Here is a 20,107-nt window from a genome sequence, read left to right as displayed (position 1 = left end):
GGGATACGGGGATACACGGACATGCGGGGGTTCCTCCGACGCCTGACCGCCTCGTCACCGGGGCGCCCGGACAGCCGCGCGGCGCCGGGCGTCCGCTCGAGGCTGAGCATCCGTACCGGGCTGCGCTGGAAGCTCAGCGCGGCCATCGCGCTGGTCGGCGCGCTGGTGGCGATCGTGCTGAGCCTGGTCGTGCACAACGCGGCCCGGGTGTCGATGCTGGACAACGCGCGTGACCTCGCGGACGACCGGGTCCTGATCGCCCAGCGCAACTACGAGCTGTCCGGGCGGCAGAACTTCCCGAACGCCAAGATCGACGATCCCGAGCTGCCCGCGGAGCTGCGCCGCAAGGTCGAGGCCGGGCGGCGGGCGACGTACGTCTCCGAGCGGGCCGACGGGGTGACGGACATCTGGGCCGCCGTGCCGCTCAAGGACGGGCACGTGATGTCCCTGCACTCCGGGTTCACGGACCGCAGCGCGGACATCCTCAAGGACCTCGATCAGGCCCTGGTCATCGGCTCCATCGCGGTCGTCCTCGGTGGCAGCGCGCTCGGCGTGCTCATCGGCGGCCAGCTGTCGCGCCGGCTGCGCAAGGCGGCCGCCGCCGCGCACCAGGTCGCCAACGGTGAGCCGGACGTGCGGGTGAGGGACGCCATCGGCGGGGTCGTGCGGGACGAGACCGACGACCTCGCGAGTGCGGTGGACGCGATGGCGGACGCCTTGCAGAAGCGGCTGGAGGCCGAGCGCCGGGTCACCGCGGACATCGCGCACGAGCTGCGCACCCCGGTGACCGGTCTGCTCACCGCCGCCGAGCTGCTGCCGCCGGGCCGGCCGACCGAGCTGGTGCTGGACCGGGCGAAGGCGATGCGCACGCTCGTCGAGGACGTCCTGGAGGTGGCCCGGCTGGACGGGGCCTCGGAGCGGGCGGAGCTGCAGGACATCATGCTGGGCGACTTCGTGACCCGGCGGGTGGCGGCCAAGGACCCGGACGTGGAGGTGCGGGTGATCCACGAGTCGGAGGTCACCACCGACCCCCGACGCCTGGAGCGCGTGCTGTTCAACCTGCTCGCCAACGCCGCCCGGCACGGCCGGCCCCCCGTCGAGGTCAGCGTCGAGGGCCGGGTGATCCGGGTCCGCGACCACGGACCCGGCTTCCCCGAGGCCCTCCTCGCCGAGGGCCCGAGCCGCTTCCGCACCGGCAGCACGGACCGGGCGGGCCGCGGACACGGGCTGGGCCTGACCATCGCGGCCGGCCAGGCCCGGGTACTGGGAGCCCGGCTCACCTTCCGCAACGTGCGGCCCGCCGGGGCGCCGGAGCGGGTACGGGCCGAGGGCGCGGTCGCCGTGCTGTGGCTGCCGGAGCACGCGCCGACGAACACCGGGAGTTATCCGATGCTGCCGGACCGGTCGTCCCAGGGCGCGCCGTCGCGGAACGTTCCGGCCCGGGACGCGTCCTGGCAGGCGAAGTCCTCTGGGGGAGCCCGACCCCCGCGGTCCTGAAGGGATTACGTGAACAACTCGGGGCCGACTGTCCTCGGGCCGCACGAATGAGCCGCCGCTGCCGCGGGTGCTTCCTGCTTCAGGCCGGCGGAGTACGGGTGGAGGTCGCCGACGGCTGCCCGGAGCTGCCGGTCCCGGCAGCCGCCGGCAGGCTGGACGACGGCGGGCGCGGGCGCGGGCGCGGGCCGTGATCGTCGCGGCCGTGGCCGACCGGTGGGGGTCATCCCGTACGCCCGCGGGCCGGGAAAGACGGTGTGGTTCGAGTGCGCCGGCCGCGCGGCTCCGCGGGCAACGCGTCCGTGAAGGAGGGGGCGGCCGGGCGCCCCCCTCAGCCGGCCGCGTGCCGGGTGGCGGCGAGGCGTACCTCCTGGGCGGCGCCCGCCGGCTCCAGCAGCATGTGTCCGGCCTCGCGTCCCTCGTGGTGCACGCGCAGGCGCGGGCCGTCGACGAGTACGCGCAGTTCCGGCCAGGGGTGGCGCCACAGCAGGGTGGAACGCTCCCACAGTTGCAGGCCCCGGCTCGTCACCAGGAGTTGGTACTGCGGTCCCTCGTGGGCCGCGGGCGGCGTGTGCTCGCGGTACGGAGGCCGGACGGTGTAGGTGCCGAGGATCTCCTCCCCCGGTTCCAGGGCCGCGCTGCGCACAGCGCGTCGCCGGCCGGTCCGCGCCCCGGCCCAGCCCGCGAGTCCGGCCGTCAGCACGGCCGGACCGGCCACCGCCCACCAGGGCAGCGAGGCCTGCACGCCCGCCAGGACGACCACGGCGACCGGGAGGACCGCGGTCCCGGCGGCGCCGACGACGATCGACCGATGGAGAGGTCTCGCACCGCTTCCGTCCACCGACGCCCTCCCAGTCCGCGCTCGCCACCGGCGTCTCCGCCCCCACCCTATCCACGGGCTCGGGGAAAACGGGTTGTGCCCGGGGGCGGTGATCGGCTTGGGTCCGTGGTCGTGACCGTCCTGAGTGATCTAATACGTCCCGACCGCTATCCGCGCTCCTCCCGCTACGACCCCGCCTGGCTGCTCGGCCTCGACATGGGCCCCAATCCCCTGTGGCTGCTCGAAGACCTCGCCCTGGACCTCGATCTGCGGCCGGGGATGCGGATCCTCGACCTCGGCTCCGGCAAGGGCGCCACGTCGGTGTTCCTGGCCCGTGAGTACGGCGCCGAGGTCGTCGCGGCCGACTGGTGGATCGCCCCCGAGGAGGCCGCGGCCGTCTTCGCCGCAGCGGGGGTCGACGACCGGGTGACGGCCGTACGGGCGGAGGCGCACGCCCTGCCCTTCGAGGAGGGGAGCTTCGACGCCGTCGTCAGCGTCGACGCGTTCGAGTACTTCGGCACGGCGGACGGGTACCTGCCGTATCTCGTCCGGTTCCTGCGTCGCGGCGGGCAGTTGGCCATGGCGACGCCCGCCCTGACGCGGGAGGTGCGCGAGCTGGGGGCCATCCCGCCGCACATCAAGGCCGTGGTCGGCTGGGAGGCGATGGCCTGGCACACCGCCGAGTGGTGGCGCTTCCAGTGGGGCACCACCGAGCTGGTGGACGTCACCTCCGCGCGGCTGCAGGCGGACGCCTGGCGGGACTGGCTGCTGTGGGCCCGGGCGGGAGCCGGGTTCCGGGCGGACAGGCGGAGCGCGGACGACCGGGCCGTCATCGACATGCTCACCGCCGACGGCGGGGAGTTCCTCTCCTTCGCCCTGGTCACCGCGCGCAGGAGGTGAGGGACCCACGCCGAGGGCCTCCGGGTGGTCGGAACCGGCCGGAGGCCCTTGTGGCCCTTGTGGCCCTTGTGGCCCTTGTGGCAGGCAGGGGCGTCACACCGCCTCGGTCACCGGCGCCTTGGCCGTGGCCGTGGCCTTGTCGTCACCGCCGCCGCCGTCACCGTCTCCGTCACCGCCGCCGTCACCGCCGTCACCGTCACCGCCGTCGGCCGGGAGGTCGGCCTCCTTCGGGCCCGCCCCCTTCAGCGGCACCTCCTTCACGAAGACCGCCGCGATCAGTGCGACCACCGCCACCGCGGCGCCGAGCAGGAACGCGCCGTGCGTCCCGGAGGACACCGCGTCCTGGTACGCCACGCGCGCCGCCTCCGGCAGCTCGGCCAGGCTCGCCGCGTCCAGCTGGGCCGACTGCTCGGTCACCTTGGTGCCCAGCGCGCCGGCCTTCTCCGCCATGACGTCCTGGACGCGGTGGTTGAACAGGGCGCCCATGATCGCGACGCCGAAGGAGGAGCCGAGGGTGCGGAAGAGGGTCGTGGACGAGGACGCGACGCCCATGTCCTTCATCTCCACGCTGTTCTGCGCCACCAGCATGGTGATCTGCATCAGACAGCCCATGCCGAGACCGACGACGGCCATGTACAGCCCGGAGGTGAGGCGGCTGGTGTCGGTGTCCATCAGCGACAACAGGTACAGCCCGACGGTCATCAGGGCGCCGCCGGCCACCGGGAAGATCTTGTAGCGGCCGGTGTTGGTCGTCACCCGCCCCGCGACCATCGACGTGACGAGCATCGCGCCCAGCATCGGCAGGAGCAGCAGTCCCGAGTTGGTGGCGGACGCGCCCTGCACCGCCTGCTGGTAGAGCGGCAGGAAGAGGGTGGCGCCGAACATCACGAAGCCGGTGATGAAGCCGATGAGGGACATCAGCGTGAAGTTGCGGTTGCGGAAGATGTGCAGCGGCACGACCGGCTCGGCGGCCCTGGTCTGCCAGAACACGAACCCGACCAGCGCGGCGACGCCGATGCCGATCAGCTCCATGATCCGCGCGGAGGTCCAGGCGTACTCGGTGCCGCCCCAGGTGGTGACGAGCACGATCGCGGTGATGCCGACGGTCAGCAGCGCGGCGCCGAGATAGTCGATGCGCGCCTCGCTGCGCTTCTTCGGCAGGTGCAGTACGGCGCTGACGGCGACCAGCGCGACCGCGCCGAGCGGGATGTTGATGTAGAAGGACCAGCGCCAGCCCCAGTGGTCGGTGATGGTGCCGCCGACCAGCGGTCCGCCGATCATCGCCAGCGCCATGACGCCGGCCATCATGCCCTGGTACTTGCCCCGCTCCCGCGGCGGTATCAGGTCGCCGATGATGGCCATGACGCCGACCATCAGACCGCCGGCCCCGAGGCCCTGGACGGCGCGGAAGCCGATGAGCTGGCCCATGTCCTGGGCCATGCCGCTGAGCGCCGAGCCGATCAGGAAGATCACGATCGACGTCATGAAGACGCCCTTGCGCCCGTACATGTCGCCGAGCTTGCCCCACAGCGGGGTGGAGGCCGCGGTCGCGAGGGTGTAGGCGGTGACCACCCAGGAGAGGTGCTCCAGGCCGCCCAGTTCGCCCACGATCGTCGGCATCGCCGTGCCGATGATCATGTTGTCGAGCATCGCGAGCATCATCGCGATCATGAGCGCGAGCAGGACCACCCGTACGCTCTTCGGCCGCTTGTCACCGCCGGCGTCGCCTGCTTGTCCTCCCGGCGCGTCCGCCCCTGCTCCCGGTATGTCCGCCATCGCTCCCATTCCCCCCAGCCACCGCTGTTCCGCTCGCTGCTTGCCTGCTTGCCTGCCGATGCTTACTTGCCGCCCGGCAAGTTGACTACACTCGGGAAGGTAGACGCGTAACTAGCCGGGCGTCAAGTAAGTTTTCGGGAAAGTGCGCGGAACAGGAGGTGCGTAGGAGGATGGGCGGCACGATGGACGGCACCAAGCAGCAGCGACGCCGCGGGAACACCCGCCAGCGCATCCAGGACGTGGCGCTCGACCTCTTCGCCGAGCAGGGGTACGAGAAGACCTCGCTACGCGAGATCGCCGAGCTCCTGGACGTCACCAAGGCCGCGCTCTACTACCACTTCAAGACCAAGGAAGAGATCCTGGTCAGCATCTTCGAGGACCTCTCCCGGCCCATGGAGGACCTGATCGCCTGGGCACGGGAGCAGCCGCACACCCTGGAGACGAAGCAGGAGATCGTCCGTCGCTACAGCGAGGCGCTGGCGGGCGCGGCGCCGCTGTTCCGCTTCATGCAGGAGAACCAGGCGACGGTCCGGGACCTGCGCATCGGCGAGATGTTCAAGACCCGCATGCTCGGACTGCGCGACAGCCTCATCGACCCGGAAGCGGACCTGGTGGACCAGGTCCGCTGTGTCAGTGCGCTGTTCACGCTGCACGCCGGGATATTCGTCCTGCAGGGCCTGGAAGGCGACCCCGAGGAACAGCGCGCGGCCGTTCTCGAGGTCGCCACCGATCTGGTGACCCAGGCGCACCGGGGCTCCGGCGGCGCCCAGTCCCCCGCTCCTTAGACGGTCACGCCCTTGGAGCGCAGGAAGGAGACCGGGTCGACGGCCGAGCCGTAGTTCGCGGTCGTACGGATCTCGAAGTGCAGGTGCGGGCCGCTGGAGTTGCCGGTGTTGCCGGACTTGGCGATGGACTGGCCGGTCTTCACGATCTGGCCGATCTTCACGTTGATCTTGGACAGGTGCGCGTACTGGGAGTACGTGCCGTTGCCGTGCTTGATCACGATCGCGTTGCCGTAGGCGGGGCCGTCACCGGCGCCGTTGCCGCCGGCCTTGACGACGGTGCCGCCGTGGGTGGCGACGACGTTGGTGCCGATCGGCACGGCGAAGTCCTGGCCGCTGTGCTTGCTCGCCCACATGCCGCCGTTCTGGGCGAAGCTCGCGGTGAGCTTGTACTTCTTCACCGGGTCCACCCAGGAGGCGGCCTTCTTCTTGGTGGCCGTCTTCTTGGCGGCGACGGTCTTGGCGCTGGTGGCCTTCTCGGCCTTGGCCGCCTTGGCCTGCGCCGCGGCCTGGGCCTCGACGGCGCTCGCGGCGGTGGAGGTGCTGGAAGCCGCCGTGGTGCCGGTGGCGGCCGCGACCCCGGCTCCCAGTGCGACCGAGGCTCCGAGGCCTGCGGCCATCACCGCGGCGCGGGTGCGGATGGTCGTACGGGAAGAACGGGACGTGACACGCGGGAACATTCGAACCTCATGGGGACGGGAGCAGAGGAAAGCCCCTCCGGCGGGACGCACAGGGCGCTCGTCGGGCGGGCTCCACCTTGGTAACCCGGCGGCCCCGAACCGCACAAAGGTGTGACCTACGACCCTATTTAGTACTTCAGCGTGAAACTTCACGACTCTCGACAGAGCCCTCATTTTGGACAAAACCAGCTCAGGGCCCCGGAAAACGACCACCCTCCTGGCCCGATGTGTCCGTTTTCGTAGTTCTTGCGGCTTCCACTATTCCTCGTAGTACAGGCCGAATCCCCTGTGCGGCATGTCACCGGCGGCCCTGGTCGAAGGGCCGGTGAATGTGACGGGGGCTACTCCCGTCCCGGCTAACCCGCCCCCCGCTCAAGGGGGTTCACCTAGGCTCGGAGCATGGTCGACGTCACAGCGGTCGGGGCCCGTGTCGCGTCCGGCGCGGTCGCACCGCTCGTCCGCAGGCTCTTCGTCCGGGACGGGCCCGGGGCCGGGCTCGTCGACCGGCCGGTGCGGATATCGGCGCTGGTGTCCTTCCGGAGCGAGAAGCGCAGCGTCAGCCCCAGGGACGTCGACAAGGTCGCCGGGGAGCTGGTCCGCAGGGCGCTGAGGGCGGCCGGCCCCTCGGAGCGGCCCGTCGACGCCGCCGAGGCACCGGCCGTCCAGGCCGCCCTGGCCCGCACCCTCGCCCGGCTCGGCGAGATCACCATCGAGGACTACGAGGCCGTCGGGCTCGGACCGGAACGCTTCGCCCGGGAACTGCGCGCGAACGTGCCGCTGTCCCCGTACGGCCTGGGCGAGGACGGCCTGCTGCTGTACGAGCGGCTGCTGCACACCGCCTCGCTGCACATCCTGAACTTCCTCACCCAGCGCTCCACCTACGTGGCCCGCCAGCAGACCGTCCAGACCCAGCAGCTCGCCAAGCTGGTCCAGGCCGTCGACGTCCTGCTGGAACGGCTGCCGTCCCAGTCGGCCGAGGACGCCGGGTTCGAGGAGCGTTACGCGGACCACATAGCCGGCCGGTACGGCACGCTCACCATCTACGGGCTGGACGCCGGGACCCGCGAGTGGCCGCTGGACACGGCCTACCTGAGCCTGGAGGCGACCCGGTCGCAGGCCGGGCGGGAGGAGGGCCGCCGGGACGCGGAGTACCTGACCGTGGCCGCCGAGCAGGTGCTCGCCGGCCGGGACCAGGTGTTCCTGCGCGGCGTCGCCGGTTCCGGCAAGACCACCCTGGTGCAGTGGCTCGCGGTGACGGCGGCGAGCCGCGCCTACGACCACGGGCTGACCCACCTCATCGGACGGGTGCCGTTCGTGCTGCCGATGCGGCGGATCGTCCGGCCGGGCGCCGAGCTGCCCTTTCCCGGCGACTTCCTGCGGGCGGTCGGCTGTCCCGTCGCCGGGGAGCAGCCGCCGGGGTGGGCGGAGCGCGTCCTGCGGGCCCGGCGCGGGGTACTGCTGGTCGACGGCATCGACGAGATCGCCGGCGACCGCCGCGCCGCCGCCCGGCGCTGGCTGCGCGAGCTGGTGCGGGCCTTCCCCGGGAACCTGTGGCTGGTCACCTCCCGCCCCTCGGCCGTACCGGAGGACTGGCTGGCCGCCGAGGGCTTCGGTGAGCGCGTGCTCGCCCGGATGTCCCAGGACGACGTCGCCGCCTTCGTACGACGTCGCCACCTTCGTACGGCGCTGGCACCGCGCGGCCGGCGCGGACCGGGCGACCGGCGAGTCGCTGCTGCGGTCCGTGCGGAGCACGTCCGAGCTGAACCGGCTGGCCACCAACCCGCTCATGTGCGGAATGCTGTGCGCCCTGCCCCGCGACCGGCGCGGCTTCCTGCCGCAGGACCGCAAGTCCCTGTACGAGGGCTCTCGGGGGGCGGGCTGGCCGAGGAGGACTTCGCCGAGCTGTCCCTCGCGCCCATGTCGCGGGACCAGGTGACGCGGTTCATCCGGGACTGGCACTCGGCGGCCCGGCTGGACGAGCAGAGCCGCTCCCCCGGGCCTCGGGAGAGGGGCGCGCTCGACGAGTACGAGCAGCGGCTGCTGCACTCCGTACGGATCTACCGCGAGCTGCGCCAGCTCGCCACCAACCCGCTGATGTGCGGCCTGATATGCGCACTCAACCGGGACCGCGCCGGCTCCCTGCCCAGCGGCCGCAAGGAGCTCTACGACGCCGCCCTGGAGATGCTGCTCCAGCGCCGCGACCCGGAACGGGACGTGCTGTACGCCGACGACGTGCGGCTCCAGCAGAGCACCCGGGAGCGGCTGCTGCAGAAGCTGGCCCACGCGATGCTGGAGGAGGACGCGTCCGAGCTGACGAGCGAGCGGGCGGTCGGCATCCTGGACGCCGCCCTGCCCGCCATGCCCGCCGCCCGCGCGCAGGGGGACGGCGCGAAGATCTTCCGCCATCTGCTGCACCGCACCGGCCTGCTGCGCGAACGGTCCGGAGAGTCGGTCGACTTCGTGCACCGCACCTTCCAGGACTACCTGGCCGCCAAGGAGATCGTGGCGCGCGGCCGGTTCCCCACGCTGGTGGACCACGCCCACCAGTCCGAGTGGGAGGAGGTCATCCGCATGGCCGCCGCCCACGCCCGCCCCGAGGAGTGCTCCCAGTTCCTGGAGCGGCTGCTCGCGGCGGCGCCCGGACTGCGCCGCCCGCAGATCAACCACCGCCGCCTGATGGCCGCGGCCTGCCTGGACCACGTCACCGAGCTCGACCCGGCCGTGCAGCGACTCGTCCACGAGCGCACGAAGAACCTGGTGCGCCCGTCGACCGAGCCGGCCGCCCGAGGGCTGGGCTGGGTCGGTCCCATCGTCCTGGAGTTGCTGCCGGACCCCGGGCAGGTCCCCGACGACCGGCAGGCACTGCTGCTCGCCATCACCGCGACGCGTGTCCGGGACGACGCCGCCATCGACTACCTGGCCCGCCTCCGTTCCCGCTCCGCGCTGCCGGTCCGCGCCGAACTCGCCCGGGGCTGGCGGCACTTCGACACCGAGCGGTATGCCCACGAGATCATCGCCCACCTGGATCCGGACGGCCTCCACTTCCCCGTCGCCGACGCCGCCGAACTGGCGGCCCTGCGCGAACTCGGCGGACGCCCGCGCATCCAGGTGGCCGGTGTGATGCGCGCCGAGGAACTGCTGGCGGGCCTGTCCCGCGAGCAGCTGACCCACCTCTGGCTCAACGCGGAGCTTCCCGACACGGACATGTCATGGCTGTCCGGCTTCCCCCGGCTGCGGGTGCTGCGGGTCAACCCGCGCCTGCCACGGGTGCGGAACGTGCCGAACGGGGTGGAGATCACGGCGTGAGGCCGGCTCGGGCCAGGTGACTACTGCTCAGTAACCCAATCGTTGCCGTCCCGCCACTTGTTGGGGCAAGCATGCACGCGACAACTTTGTGCCGTCAGGCATCCGCGCAGGCATGAGAGGACCCCAACCCCCCATGACCGAACAGACCGGACAGACCAGACAGACCCGGCGCACCTGGAAGCGGGCCGCGGGCACGGCCGCCGTCACCGCGGCGGCGCTCACCGCGACGGTCACACCGGCCGTCGCCGCCCCGGCCGAGACGCCGCGCGCCACGGCGACCGCGACCGCCGCGTCCGCGACCGCTGCGACCGCGACTGCGACCGCTGCGGCCGCGGACGTCGACTACGACACCTGGCAGAAGGACTGCCGGGCCGTGATGGACAAGGCCCTGCCCTACCTGAAGGAGCGGATCGCCGACGCCGCCCCCGGCGAGAAGCAGGCGATCGTCCTCGACATCGACAACACCTCCCTGGAGACCGACTTCGGCTTCAGCTACCCGCAGCCCGCCAACCGGCCGGTCCTGGAGGCCGCCCGGTACGCCCAGGAGCGCGGCGTAGCCCTGTTCTTCGTGACCGCCCGCCCGGGCATCATCGAGGCGCCCACCGAGTGGAACCTCGCCCACGCCGGCTACGAGTCCTCCGGCCTCCACGTCCGCGGCTTCCTCGACCTGTTCCGGGACGTCGCCGAGTACAAGACCGAACAGCGCGCCGAGATCGAGTCCAAGGGCTACACGATCATCGCGAACATCGGCAACAGCGCCACCGACCTGTCCGGCGGCCACGCCGAGAGGACCTTCAAGCTCCCGGACTACGACGGCCAGCTGTCCTGACGCCCGATAGGCTCCCCCCGTCGAACAACCACGGGGGTGGCGCATGGAACCGGCGGTACTCGGCGGGAAGTTGGCGTCCAGCCTGATCGCCCCGCTGGTGAGGAAGCTCTTCGTCACGGGCGGCCCCGGCGCCGGACTGGTCGACAGACCGGTCCGGCTGACCCGGCTGGTCTCCTTCCGGGGCGAGCAGCGCCACCTCGGTGAGGCGGAGGTGCGCAGGCTTGCCGGGCGGCTGGTCGAGGCGTCCCTGGACTCCCCCGGCGAGCCGCCCTTCCCGCCGGACGAGACGGAGGCCGTCACCGACGCCCTGACGGCACGTCTGCTGGCCCTCGGCGACCTGGACATGGACGACGTCCAGGCCGTCCGGCTGGGCCACCAGGAGCTGGCCAAGCAATTGCAGTACCGGGCGCCCTCGGCCACCGGAGGTCTGTCCGCCGACGCCTGCTACTTCCTCGACTCGGTGACGGAGTGGGCCTGCCTGCACATCCTGGAGTTCTTCACCCGGCGCTCCACCTTCGTCGCACGGACCCTGGTGGAGCAGTCCCGGTGGCACGCGGAGCTGATCGCCAAGGTCGACGTACTGATCTCCCGCACCCCGCGCCCCGACGCCCGCGACACCGCCTTCGAACGCCGCTATCTGCCCTACGCCGCCGAGCAGCACAACCGCATCACCATCTACGGCATCGACCTGCGCGACTCCCCGGACAGGTGGCCCCTGGAGGTCGCCTACCTGAGCCTGGAGGCGACCGGCACCGAGGAGCGCGCCACCCTCCCGGGGGAGCACACCGAACCGGAACGCACCGTCCGCCTGTCCGCCGAGGACGCCCTCCTCACCCACGACCGCGTGCTGCTGCGCGGCGACGCGGGCTCCGGCAAGACGACCCTCGTGCAGTGGCTGGCGGTGACCGCCGCCGGGGACGGCGACCGGGTCCCCTACGTCCTGCCGCTGCGCACCCTGATCCGCGCGGGCGCCCTTCCTCCCCCGGCGGCCTTCCTCACCGCCGTGGGCTGCCCGCTCACCCCGCCCGAGGGCTGGGCCGAGCTCGTCCTCACGGCCGGCCGGGGCCTGGTCCTCGTCGACGGCCTGGACGAGATCCCCGCCGCCGAACGGCACCGCACCCGCGACTGGTTGCTCGCCCTCATCCGCGCCTTCCCCGGCAACCGCTGGCTGCTGACCTCCCGCCCCACCGCCGTACGCCCCGACTGGCTGGCCACCGAGGGCTTCCGGGAACTGACCCTCACCCCGATGCGCCAGGACGACGTCGCGACCTTCGTACAGCGCTGGCACGCGGCCGCCCAGGCGCCCGAGTACGAGGGGAAACTGCTGGACGCCCTGCGCACCAAGCGCGACCTCGCCCGCCTCGCCACCAATCCGCTGATGTGCGGCCTGATCTGCGCCCTGCACCGCGAACGCCGCGGCTACCTCCCCACGGGACGCAAGGAGTTGTACGACGCCGCCCTCACGATGCTGCTCGCCCGCCGGGACCGGGAGCGTGGCATGGAGGCGGTGGAGCTGAGCGAGGAGGCCCAACTGGAGCTGCTCCAGCGGCTGGCGTACGCACTGGTGCTGAGCGGTCGTACGGAGATGGAGGCGGGGACGGCCGAGGGCATCGTGGAGCGCGCGCTGCCGTCGGTCGCCTCGGCGGCGGGGCAGGGTGACGCGGCGGCGGTCCTGCGGGCACTGGTCCTGCGCAGCGGGCTGCTCCGGCGGCCCGCCGAGGGGGTGCTGGATTTCGTCCACCGCACCTTCCAGGACTACCTGGGCGCGCGGTACGCGGTCGAGGAAGGCCACCTCGACGTCATCGCGGGCCACGCGGACGACACCCAGTGGGAGGACGTGATCCGCATGGCCGTGGCCCACGCCCGGCCCGGTGAGCGGGCGGTACTGCTACGGCGGCTCCTCGCGGAGGACACCCCGCGGCTGACGCTGCTGGCACTGGCGTGCCTGGAGCATGCCACCGCGCTGGATCCGGCGGTGCGGGCGGAGGTCGAGGCGCGGGCGGGGGCGCTGATCCCGCCGGGCTCGAAGGAGGACGCGAAGGCGCTGGCGGAGGCCGGGCCACTGGTGCTGGAGCTGCTGCCGGGGCCGGATGGGCTCACGGACGCGGAGGCGCACGGGGTGACGGTGACGGCCTCGCTCCTGGCCGAACGCGAACCGGGCGGGGCACTCGCCGTGCTGCGCCGGTTCCGGGAGCATCCGGCGTTCGATGTGCGGCGGCAACTGGTGGGGACGTGGGAGCGGTTCGACGCGCGGGAGTACGCCGCCGAGGTACTGGACCACCTCGACCGGACAGACCTGTTCCTGAGCTGCTCGTCGGACGAGCAACGCGCGGCGATCGCCGGGATGAGGCCGTGGCGCGGGCTGCAGTTCATCGGAGCGCACGGGTTGTCCGACGTCCTCGCCTGCGTGGCGGAGCCGCACGCGGTCGAGGAACTGCACGTAGCGGACAACCCGGAACCCATCGATGCCAGTGTGCTGCCTGCTTTTGGGTCTCTGCGGCGCCTTGGTCTGTTCCACTCCGGGCTGGCAGGGGGCGTCGGGCAGCTCACGGCGCTGTCACTCGAGGAGCTCGCGATGGTCCAGATCCCCGACCTCAGCGGTCTTCGAACGCTGGGCTCACTGAACATGCTGTCCGTGGTGCAGCGGCTCCCCGGCACGCGGCTGACTGACGTCCTCCCCACCTCCGCTCCCCTGCAGTACCTGTTCCTCGGCCAGGACACCACCGCGGAGACCGGACTTCTGGGCTTGTCCCACTGGAGTGCTCTGGAGTGCCTGGTCCTGCCTGTCGAGACGCCCCTCACCCCTGAAGACTGGGCCGAAATGGCTCGGCTACCACTGCTGACCAGGCTGAGCCTGGGAGCGTCGCTCTTCCCGGACGGCCTCGAGGCGGCAGTCGCCGTCCCCAACGTCACCGAACTGAGTCTCTCGGACGTCCTCGGCGACGAGGACTTCTCCGCTCTCCCGGCCCGCTTCCCCGGCGTACGCACCGTCACCCTCAAGACCGCCCACGGTGCTCGCTTCAGCACCGCCCGGTACGAGGCGCTCTTCCCGAACGCCCAGGTGATCCTGGACGAACGCTGACACAGCCGAAAGAAAGGGGCTGCCCGGGACCGAAGTCCCGGACAGCCCCTTTACAAGGCTCACCCCCGGAGGGCTACGCCTCCTTGCTCAGGTTCGGACCGGCACCGCCGGCCGCCTGCTCGATCGGCGGCACGTCGGGGAGCGCCGACTTCTCCTCACCCCGGAAGGTGAAGATCTGGGCCTCGCCCTCGCCCTCGGTGTCCACGACCACGATGTGACCGGGGCGCAGCTCGCCGAAGAGGATCTTCTCCGACAGCGTGTCCTCGACCTCGCGCTGGATCGTGCGACGCAGCGGACGCGCGCCCAGCACCGGGTCGTAGCCCTTCCTGGACAGCAGCTCCTTGGCGGACTGAGAGAGCTCGATGCCCATGTCCCGGTCCTTGAGGCGCTCGTCGACCTTGTCGATCATCAGGTCGACGATCCGCAGGATGTCCTCCTGGCTCAGCTGCGGGAAGACGACCACGTCGTCGACGCGATTGAGGAACTCGGGCCGGAAGTGCTGCTTGAGCTCGTCCTGGACCTTGTTCTTCATGCGCTCGTAGTTGGTCTTCTTGTCACCCGAGGCCGCGAAGCCGAGGTTGAAGCCCTTGGAGATGTCCCGGGTGCCGAGGTTGGTCGTCATGATGATGACCGTGTTCTTGAAGTCCACGACCCGGCCCTGGGAGTCGGTCAGGCGACCGTCCTCCAGGATCTGCAGCAGCGAGTTGAAGATGTCCGGGTGGGCCTTCTCGACCTCGTCGAAGAGGACGACCGAGAACGGCTTGCGGCGGACCTTCTCCGTCAGCTGACCGCCCTCCTCGTAGCCCACGTAACCGGGGGGCGAACCGAAGAGGCGGGAGACCGTGTGCTTCTCGCTGAACTCCGACATGTCGAGGGAGATCAGCGCGTCCTCGTCACCGAAGAGGAACTCCGCGAGCGCCTTGGACAGCTCGGTCTTACCGACACCGGACGGACCGGCGAAGATGAACGAGCCGCCGGGACGCTTCGGGTCCTTCAGACCGGCACGGGTACGGCGGATCGCCTTGGACAGCGCCTTGACGGCGTCGACCTGGCCGATGACCCGCTTGTGGAGCTCGTCCTCCATGCGCAGCAGGCGGGACGACTCCTCCTCCGTGAGCTTGAAGACCGGGATGCCGGTCGCCGTGGCGAGGACCTCGGCGATCAGCTCGCCGTCGACCTCGGCGACGACGTCCATGTCGCCGGCCTTCCACTCCTTCTCCCGCTTGGCCTTGGCGGCCAGGAGCTGCTTCTCCTTGTCGCGGAGGGAGGCGGCCTTCTCGAAGTCCTGCGAGTCGATCGCGGACTCCTTGTCGCGGCGGACGCCGGCGATCTTCTCGTCGAACTCGCGCAGGTCCGGCGGCGCGGTCATCCGGCGGATACGCATCCGGGAACCGGCCTCGTCGATCAGGTCGATCGCCTTGTCCGGCAGGAAGCGGTCCGAGATGTAGCGGTCGGCAAGCGTCGCCGCCTGGACGAGGGCCTCGTCCGTGATGGAGACACGGTGGTGGGCCTCGTAGCGGTCGCGCAGACCCTTGAGGATCTCGATCGTGTGCGGCAACGACGGCTCCGCGACCTGGATGGGCTGGAAACGGCGCTCGAGGGCCGCGTCCTTCTCCAGGTGCTTGCGGTACTCGTCCAGCGTGGTCGCACCGATGGTCTGCAGCTCGCCGCGGGCCAGCATCGGCTTGAGGATGCTCGCGGCGTCGATGGCGCCCTCGGCGGCACCCGCACCGACCAGCGTGTGCAGCTCGTCGATGAACAGGATGATGTCGCCGCGGGTGCGGATCTCCTTGAGCACCTTCTTCAGGCGCTCCTCGAAGTCACCGCGGTAGCGGGAACCGGCGACCAGCGCGCCGAGGTCCAGGGTGTAGAGGTGCTTGTCCTTGAGGGTCTCGGGCACCTCGCCCTTGACGATGGCCTGCGCGAGGCCCTCGACGACGGCGGTCTTGCCGACGCCGGGCTCACCGATGAGGACCGGGTTGTTCTTGGTACGGCGGGACAGCACCTGCATGACCCGCTCGATCTCCTTCTCGCGCCCGATGACCGGGTCGAGCTTGGACTCACGAGCGGCCTGGGTGAGATTCCGGCCGAACTGGTCGAGGACCAGGGACGTGGAAGGCGTGCCCTCCGCAGGACCGCCGGCGGTGGCGGTCTCCTTGCCCTGGTAGCCGGAGAGCAGCTGGATGACCTGCTGCCGCACCCGGTTCAGATCTGCGCCCAGCTTGACCAGGACCTGGGCGGCGACGCCCTCGCCCTCACGGATCAGGCCGAGCAGGATGTGCTCCGTGCCGATGTAGTTGTGACCCAGCTGGAGGGCCTCGCGGAGCGAAAGCTCCAGGACCTTCTTGGCACGGGGGGTGAAGGGGATGTGACCCGACGGGGCCTGCTGGCCCTGCCCGATGATCTCCTCCACCTGCTGGCGGACCGCCTCGAGCGAAATCCCGAGGCTCTCAAGGGCCTTGGCGGCGACACCCTCACCCTCGTGGATCAGGCCCAGGAGGATGTGCTCGGTGCCGATGTAGTTGTGGTTGAGCATCCGGGCTTCTTCCTGAGCCAGGACGACAACCCGCCGCGCGCGGTCGGTGAACCTCTCGAACATCGTTAATCGCTCCTCAGAGCGGTCAGGCAGTAAGGGGAACTTCCCCTCCCTGTCCTTCCGCAGCTTAGTCCCGCAAGCGGGGACCGCTCATTCCAACTGCCGACACCGTCGATGGCCTCCTGACCCCTGACGCCGACATCTGCCACAACCCGATGGTGCGAGACGATGTTCCCGCAGGCCAGGCACTTACCCCACTCGCCAGTACGCCGATGGCGAACGTGAGACGGCCCAATCTGCGTGTCGCCCCCTCCCACTAGGGATGTCTTACCCGCTGGGACTGACACTCCATGCCGCGCGCACCGGTTCCCTCCGCTACGGGCGAACAACCTTGCGCCTCGCCGCACCCCCGAGTGCCCCCTCTTTCCATACTCACCGCGTTCAACGCGCCACCCAGCGTAACCCGGGCGCCCTTGCGGCTGTTGCACTTGGCATGGTCGGCGACCCGTCTTCGGTCCCTGCGGTCACTCCGGCTCCTGTGGCCTCTTCGGTCCCTTTGCCCCAGAGAGCCTCTGCGCCTTCGGTTCCCTTCCCCCGTCGGCCGCTCGACGTGGGCGGCATGTGGGAGCGGGTGCGGTGGTGGTACGAGAGCGGGCTCGGCTGGCCGACGGCGCCCGGGGACCCGGTGCGGCTCCACGTGGGCGTCCGCTTCGACGTACTGGACGCGCCGGCCGAGGCCGGCCGGGTGGCGCTGGAGCGGCTCGGACTGCCGCGGCGGCCCGGCTTTCCGGTGGCCGTCCGGGGCGAGCGGATGCTGCTGCTCGTGGCGGCCGGCGGCGCGCAGGAGGTGCCCGGACTGCTGGAGTGGCTGGAGTGGGGCTCGCTGCCGCTCGACCTGTCGGCGGTCGGCGCGGGCGGCCTCATGGAGGCGCCCCTGGCTTCCGAGCCCGGCTCGCCCGAGTCCGGCCCGGCCTGGCTGCCGCCGCGTCCCCCGGGTCGCGACGGCCTGCAGGGGGCCGCCGTCTGGCTGCGCCCCCCGGAGCCGGGGCGCGAGGTCGAGGCCTCGCTGCCGACGCTGTCGGCCATGGGGGGCGCGGGAACCGCCCCCGATCTCGCGCGACTGGTCCACACCTTGGCGACTCAGTGCCACCGGGTCCGGCTCTCCCGGCTGTCCCGGTCCTCCCGGCCTCCCAGGACTACTGGGCTCCCCCGGCCCCCCGGGCCTGCCCGGTCCTGCCGGGCGACGCGCTGAGGGCGTTCGGGACGGAGTCCGTGGCGCGGGTCGGGTGAGTGGCGCGGGTCGGGTGATCAGCCGTTGGCCTTCTCGTACGCCTCACGGATCATCGCGGGAACACGGCCGCGGTCGTTGACCTCGTAGCCGTTCTCCTTCGCCCACGCGCGGATCGCCGCGGTGTCCTGGCTGCCGCCGGAGGAAGCGCGCGCCTTGCCGCGTCCGCCCGAAGCACGGCCACCGGTACGACGACCGCCCTTGAGGTAAGGCTCGAGGAGACCACGGAGTTTGTCCGCATTGGCGGTGGTGAGATCGATCTCGTACGTCTTGCCGTCCAGCGCGAACGTCACGGTCTCGTCTGCCTCGCCGCCGTCGAGGTCATCGACAAGAAGGACCTGAACCTTCTGTGCCACCGGATTTCCTTTCATCGATATCTTGAGGGCCGGGGGTCGTCGGCGTCCGCCGTATCGCCGCCCCTTGTTATATGCAGTACTGCAGTACGTCGGAAAGCAAACCGCTTTTGCCGGAAAAACACAAACCCCGGGCGGAGACCGGTAGCCCGCCACCGACCCGAAAAGGTGCGCGTTTCGGACATAGGGAACCCGCGCGAACCCGCGAGCGGCCCGTCGGTGGAATAAACCTGGCGAAGGGCTGCGAAGAGCTACCGATCCTGCCGTTGCCCGATGATCACAGATGTAGAAGCATCCGGCTGTTGCCCAGGGTGTTCGGTTTCACTCGTTCGAGACCCAGGAACTCCGCTACGCCCTCGTCATAGGAACGCAGCAGCTCCGCGTAGACATCGGTGTCGACGGGCGTCTCCCCGATCTCTACGAAGCCGTGCTTGCCGAAGAAGTCCACTTCGAAGGTCAGGCAGAATACGCGGCGAACGCCGAGCCAGCGCGCGGTCTCCAGCAACTTCTCCAGCAGCTTGTGGCCGACGCCGTAGCCCTTCAGGCCGGGCTTCACCGCGAGAGTGCGTACTTCCGCGAGGTCTTCCCACATCACGTGCAGGGCGCCGCAGCCGACCACCTCGGCGTTGTCGTCCCGTTCGGCGACCCAGAACTCCTGGATGCTCTCGTAAAGCGTCACCATCGCTTTGTCGAGCAGGATGCGGTCACGGACGTACGTGTCGAGGAGCCGGCGTACGTCCGGGACATCGCTGGTGCGGGCCCGCCGGACGGTGATGGCTTTTGACATGTGGGGACGCTATCGCTCGCCCGCGTCCGGTACCGAGCCGGGGTTGGGCGCGGGGGTTTCCGGTCCCTGCACGATGCGGATGGCGTCTCTGAGTGCCTCGCGCTGTTCCTCGCTCATCATGCCGAAGAAGGCGATGAGGGCGGCGGCGGGGTTGTCGCTCTGAGACCATGCGTCGTTCATCAGCGCGGCGGCGTAGGCGGCGCGGGTGGAGACCGCCTCATATCGATAGGCCCGGCCTTCCGACTCGCGACGCACCCAGCCCTTCTGATGGAGATTGTCCAAAACGGTCATCACAGTGGTGTACGCGATGGACCGTTCCTGCTGCAGATCTTCCAGGACTTCTCGAACGGTCACGGGGCGGTTCCACTTCCACACCCTCGTCATGACCGCGTCTTCGAGTTCTCCCAATGGGCGAGGCACGCTCTGCACGATAGTGGGAGATCCCGGCGAAGGCGTGCCGGACGTGCGCTTTTGCTGACAAATGGGCACAAAAGGTGCGTACGGCTCCTCGCAGTGGTGCGGGGAGCCGTACGCGGTGTGGTGCCGGGGGCGGTCCGGGTTCGGTCAGGCCTCGGGATGCGCGGGCGTCTGGCGGGCACCCTCCGCTCGCGCGAGGGCGGCGTCGACGGCCGCGTCCTCCTTGGCCTTGTTGGCGCCGCCCTGGGTCTTCACGATCACCCTGATCACGCCGATGAAGAACACGGCCATGACGGCCGGGGGCAGGAGCGCGGAGACGTAGTCCATGGATCCAGGGTAGCCAGGCCGTGTCAGCCGGCGGCCAGGTGGTGCCGGGAGCCGGGGGCGGGCGGGGCCGGCCTGCGGCGGGGGAAGACCTCGCCCGGGGTGGGGACGGGGCGCTTGGGGGTGGCCGGGGCCGGGCTGGGGGACGGCTTCTCGGCGGGCTTCTGCGCGGGTTTCTTGTCGGGCTGCCGGCCGCCGGGGAGGGCGTGGAGGCGGGTGCGTGCGGCGGGGAGGACGACCGTGGCCCCGGTGGCGACCGTGGCCGCGGTCGGCGCCGGGGGTCCCCAGCGGGCCAGGAGGGCGGCCGCGGCGGGGTTGCCGCGCAGGGCTCCGAGGGCGGCCAGGTCGTCCGCGTCCGGGCGGTGCCCGGCGCCCAGCGCCTCGTCCAGGAGAGCGAGGTAGCCGGTGGCGGTGCCGGGGAGGGCGGCGCGGTACCGGGCGAGGTCGGCCACCAGGAAGGCGCGCAGCCGGGCGCTCTCCCGCGTCGCCTCGTCGAGCGACTCTGCGAGGCGGAGACAGTCCTGGGCCTCCTCCGCCGAGACGGGGCTGGGGTTCAGGGCGAGGGCGAGGGCGCGCCGGAGCACACGCAGCTCCTGAGCACCGAACGCCATGCCGCCGCGGGATCCGTAGGGCGTGGGCATGCGGCGACGATACGCGCTAATCAGACAAACTCGGCATAGGGGGCGGGTGTGGCGTGGGGGGCCACCCGTATGCGGGCGCCCGCGGCGGCCTG

16 protein-coding genes are annotated in these 20,107 nt (G+C 71.1%); 7 read left to right on the top strand and 9 right to left on the bottom strand.

Annotated elements, in window-relative coordinates:
• The first annotated feature begins 21 nt into the window (after positions 1-21).
• Entirely contained in the window at positions 22-1,497 is a 1,476-nt protein-coding gene (cseC, locus tag ACZ4V1_RS31760; RefSeq protein WP_468343182.1) for a two-component system sensor histidine kinase CseC, read from the top strand.
• Between the two features lie 328 nt (positions 1,498-1,825).
• Here cseC and ACZ4V1_RS31755 read toward each other — a convergent pair whose 3' ends face one another.
• Complete coding sequence (locus ACZ4V1_RS31755) at positions 1,826-2,335, bottom strand: hypothetical protein (RefSeq protein ID WP_468343179.1); 510 nt, start codon at positions 2,333-2,335, stop codon at positions 1,826-1,828.
• Between the two features lie 111 nt (positions 2,336-2,446).
• Between ACZ4V1_RS31755 and ACZ4V1_RS31750 the strand changes: the two genes are divergently transcribed.
• Positions 2,447-3,214 (top strand): methyltransferase domain-containing protein, encoded by a 768-nt coding sequence (locus ACZ4V1_RS31750; RefSeq protein WP_468343176.1) that lies wholly within the window; start codon positions 2,447-2,449, stop codon positions 3,212-3,214.
• A 93-nt stretch (positions 3,215-3,307) separates the two neighbouring features.
• Here the strand turns inward: ACZ4V1_RS31750 and ACZ4V1_RS31745 are convergent, their stop codons facing one another.
• Positions 3,308-4,990: an MDR family MFS transporter gene (locus ACZ4V1_RS31745; RefSeq protein ID WP_468343174.1), complete on the bottom strand. Its 1,683-nt coding sequence runs from the start codon at positions 4,988-4,990 to the stop codon at positions 3,308-3,310.
• 170 nt (positions 4,991-5,160) lie between these two features.
• Here ACZ4V1_RS31745 and ACZ4V1_RS31740 point away from each other — a divergent pair, with 170 nt between their 5' ends.
• Positions 5,161-5,775 carry a TetR/AcrR family transcriptional regulator gene (locus ACZ4V1_RS31740; RefSeq protein ID WP_468343171.1) on the top strand — a complete coding sequence of 205 codons (615 nt, stop codon included), beginning with the start codon at positions 5,161-5,163 and terminating at the stop codon, positions 5,773-5,775.
• Here the strand turns inward: ACZ4V1_RS31740 and ACZ4V1_RS31735 are convergent.
• Positions 5,772-6,452, bottom strand: a complete 681-nt coding sequence (locus ACZ4V1_RS31735; protein ID WP_468343168.1) for a M23 family metallopeptidase — start codon at positions 6,450-6,452, stop codon at positions 5,772-5,774. The two genes, ACZ4V1_RS31740 and ACZ4V1_RS31735, sit on opposite strands and share 4 nt — an antisense overlap.
• Positions 6,453-6,851: 399 nt before the next feature.
• Here ACZ4V1_RS31735 and ACZ4V1_RS31730 point away from each other — a divergent pair, with 399 nt between their 5' ends.
• From ACZ4V1_RS31730 to ACZ4V1_RS31720, 3 genes are all read left to right on the top strand, one after another.
• Positions 6,852-9,758, top strand: a complete 2,907-nt coding sequence (locus ACZ4V1_RS31730) for an NACHT domain-containing protein (protein WP_468343165.1) — start codon at positions 6,852-6,854, stop codon at positions 9,756-9,758.
• A 133-nt stretch (positions 9,759-9,891) separates the two neighbouring features.
• Positions 9,892-10,587, top strand: coding sequence for an HAD family acid phosphatase (locus tag ACZ4V1_RS31725; protein WP_468343162.1), 696 nt, complete (start codon positions 9,892-9,894; stop codon positions 10,585-10,587).
• Positions 10,588-10,630: 43 nt separating this feature from the next.
• Positions 10,631-13,669 (top strand): NACHT domain-containing protein, encoded by a 3,039-nt coding sequence (locus ACZ4V1_RS31720; RefSeq protein ID WP_468343158.1) that lies wholly within the window; start codon positions 10,631-10,633, stop codon positions 13,667-13,669.
• A gap of 73 nt (positions 13,670-13,742) precedes the next feature.
• Here the strand turns inward: ACZ4V1_RS31720 and ACZ4V1_RS31715 are convergent, their stop codons facing one another.
• Complete coding sequence (locus tag ACZ4V1_RS31715; protein ID WP_468343155.1) at positions 13,743-16,268, bottom strand: ATP-dependent Clp protease ATP-binding subunit; 2,526 nt, start codon at positions 16,266-16,268, stop codon at positions 13,743-13,745.
• 430 nt (positions 16,269-16,698) lie between these two features.
• On the opposite strand from ACZ4V1_RS31715, the gene ACZ4V1_RS31710 reads away from it, so the two are divergent.
• Positions 16,699-17,457, top strand: coding sequence for an SCO3374 family protein (locus tag ACZ4V1_RS31710; protein WP_468343152.1), 759 nt, complete (start codon positions 16,699-16,701; stop codon positions 17,455-17,457).
• A gap of 56 nt (positions 17,458-17,513) precedes the next feature.
• On the opposite strand, the gene ACZ4V1_RS31705 is transcribed toward ACZ4V1_RS31710, so the two are convergent.
• From ACZ4V1_RS31705 to ACZ4V1_RS31685, 5 genes are all read right to left on the bottom strand, one after another.
• Positions 17,514-17,849: a histone-like nucleoid-structuring protein Lsr2 gene (locus ACZ4V1_RS31705; protein ID WP_055418604.1), complete on the bottom strand. Its 336-nt coding sequence runs from the start codon at positions 17,847-17,849 to the stop codon at positions 17,514-17,516.
• A 274-nt stretch (positions 17,850-18,123) separates the two neighbouring features.
• Positions 18,124-18,633, bottom strand: a complete 510-nt coding sequence (locus tag ACZ4V1_RS31700) for an amino-acid N-acetyltransferase (RefSeq protein WP_468343148.1) — start codon at positions 18,631-18,633, stop codon at positions 18,124-18,126.
• Between the two features lie 9 nt (positions 18,634-18,642).
• The gene (locus ACZ4V1_RS31695) at positions 18,643-19,053 is read right to left on the bottom strand and encodes a BlaI/MecI/CopY family transcriptional regulator (protein WP_375920559.1); all 411 of its coding nucleotides are present in this window, start codon (positions 19,051-19,053) and stop codon (positions 18,643-18,645) included.
• 144 nt (positions 19,054-19,197) lie between these two features.
• Positions 19,198-19,377 carry a hypothetical protein gene (locus ACZ4V1_RS31690; protein WP_055418607.1) on the bottom strand — a complete coding sequence of 60 codons (180 nt, stop codon included), beginning with the start codon at positions 19,375-19,377 and terminating at the stop codon, positions 19,198-19,200.
• Between the two features lie 23 nt (positions 19,378-19,400).
• Positions 19,401-20,015, bottom strand: a complete 615-nt coding sequence (locus ACZ4V1_RS31685) for a hypothetical protein (RefSeq protein ID WP_468343143.1) — start codon at positions 20,013-20,015, stop codon at positions 19,401-19,403.
• Positions 20,016-20,107 lie beyond the last annotated feature (92 nt).

The sequence above is a fragment of the Streptomyces sp. NPDC028991 genome, assembly GCF_055564775.1.
The sequence above is the reverse complement of the archived record's forward strand: the minus strand, read 5'-3'. Positions and strand labels throughout refer to the sequence as shown.

Coding starts and splice junctions, on each gene's coding strand:
- cseC (WP_468343182.1), top strand. CDS start 22: ATGCGGGGGTTCCTCCGACGCCTGACCGCCTCGTCACCGGGGCGCCCG.
- ACZ4V1_RS31745 (WP_468343174.1), bottom strand. CDS start 4,990: ATGGCGGACATACCGGGAGCAGGGGCGGACGCGCCGGGAGGACAAGCA.
- ACZ4V1_RS31740 (WP_468343171.1), top strand. CDS start 5,161: ATGGGCGGCACGATGGACGGCACCAAGCAGCAGCGACGCCGCGGGAAC.
- ACZ4V1_RS31735 (WP_468343168.1), bottom strand. CDS start 6,452: ATGTTCCCGCGTGTCACGTCCCGTTCTTCCCGTACGACCATCCGCACC.
- ACZ4V1_RS31730 (WP_468343165.1), top strand. CDS start 6,852: ATGGTCGACGTCACAGCGGTCGGGGCCCGTGTCGCGTCCGGCGCGGTC.
- ACZ4V1_RS31725 (WP_468343162.1), top strand. CDS start 9,892: ATGACCGAACAGACCGGACAGACCAGACAGACCCGGCGCACCTGGAAG.
- ACZ4V1_RS31720 (WP_468343158.1), top strand. CDS start 10,631: ATGGAACCGGCGGTACTCGGCGGGAAGTTGGCGTCCAGCCTGATCGCC.
- ACZ4V1_RS31715 (WP_468343155.1), bottom strand. CDS start 16,268: ATGTTCGAGAGGTTCACCGACCGCGCGCGGCGGGTTGTCGTCCTGGCT.
- ACZ4V1_RS31710 (WP_468343152.1), top strand. CDS start 16,699: ATGGTCGGCGACCCGTCTTCGGTCCCTGCGGTCACTCCGGCTCCTGTG.
- ACZ4V1_RS31700 (WP_468343148.1), bottom strand. CDS start 18,633: ATGTCAAAAGCCATCACCGTCCGGCGGGCCCGCACCAGCGATGTCCCG.
- ACZ4V1_RS31690 (WP_055418607.1), bottom strand. CDS start 19,377: ATGGACTACGTCTCCGCGCTCCTGCCCCCGGCCGTCATGGCCGTGTTC.
- ACZ4V1_RS31685 (WP_468343143.1), bottom strand. CDS start 20,015: ATGCCCACGCCCTACGGATCCCGCGGCGGCATGGCGTTCGGTGCTCAG.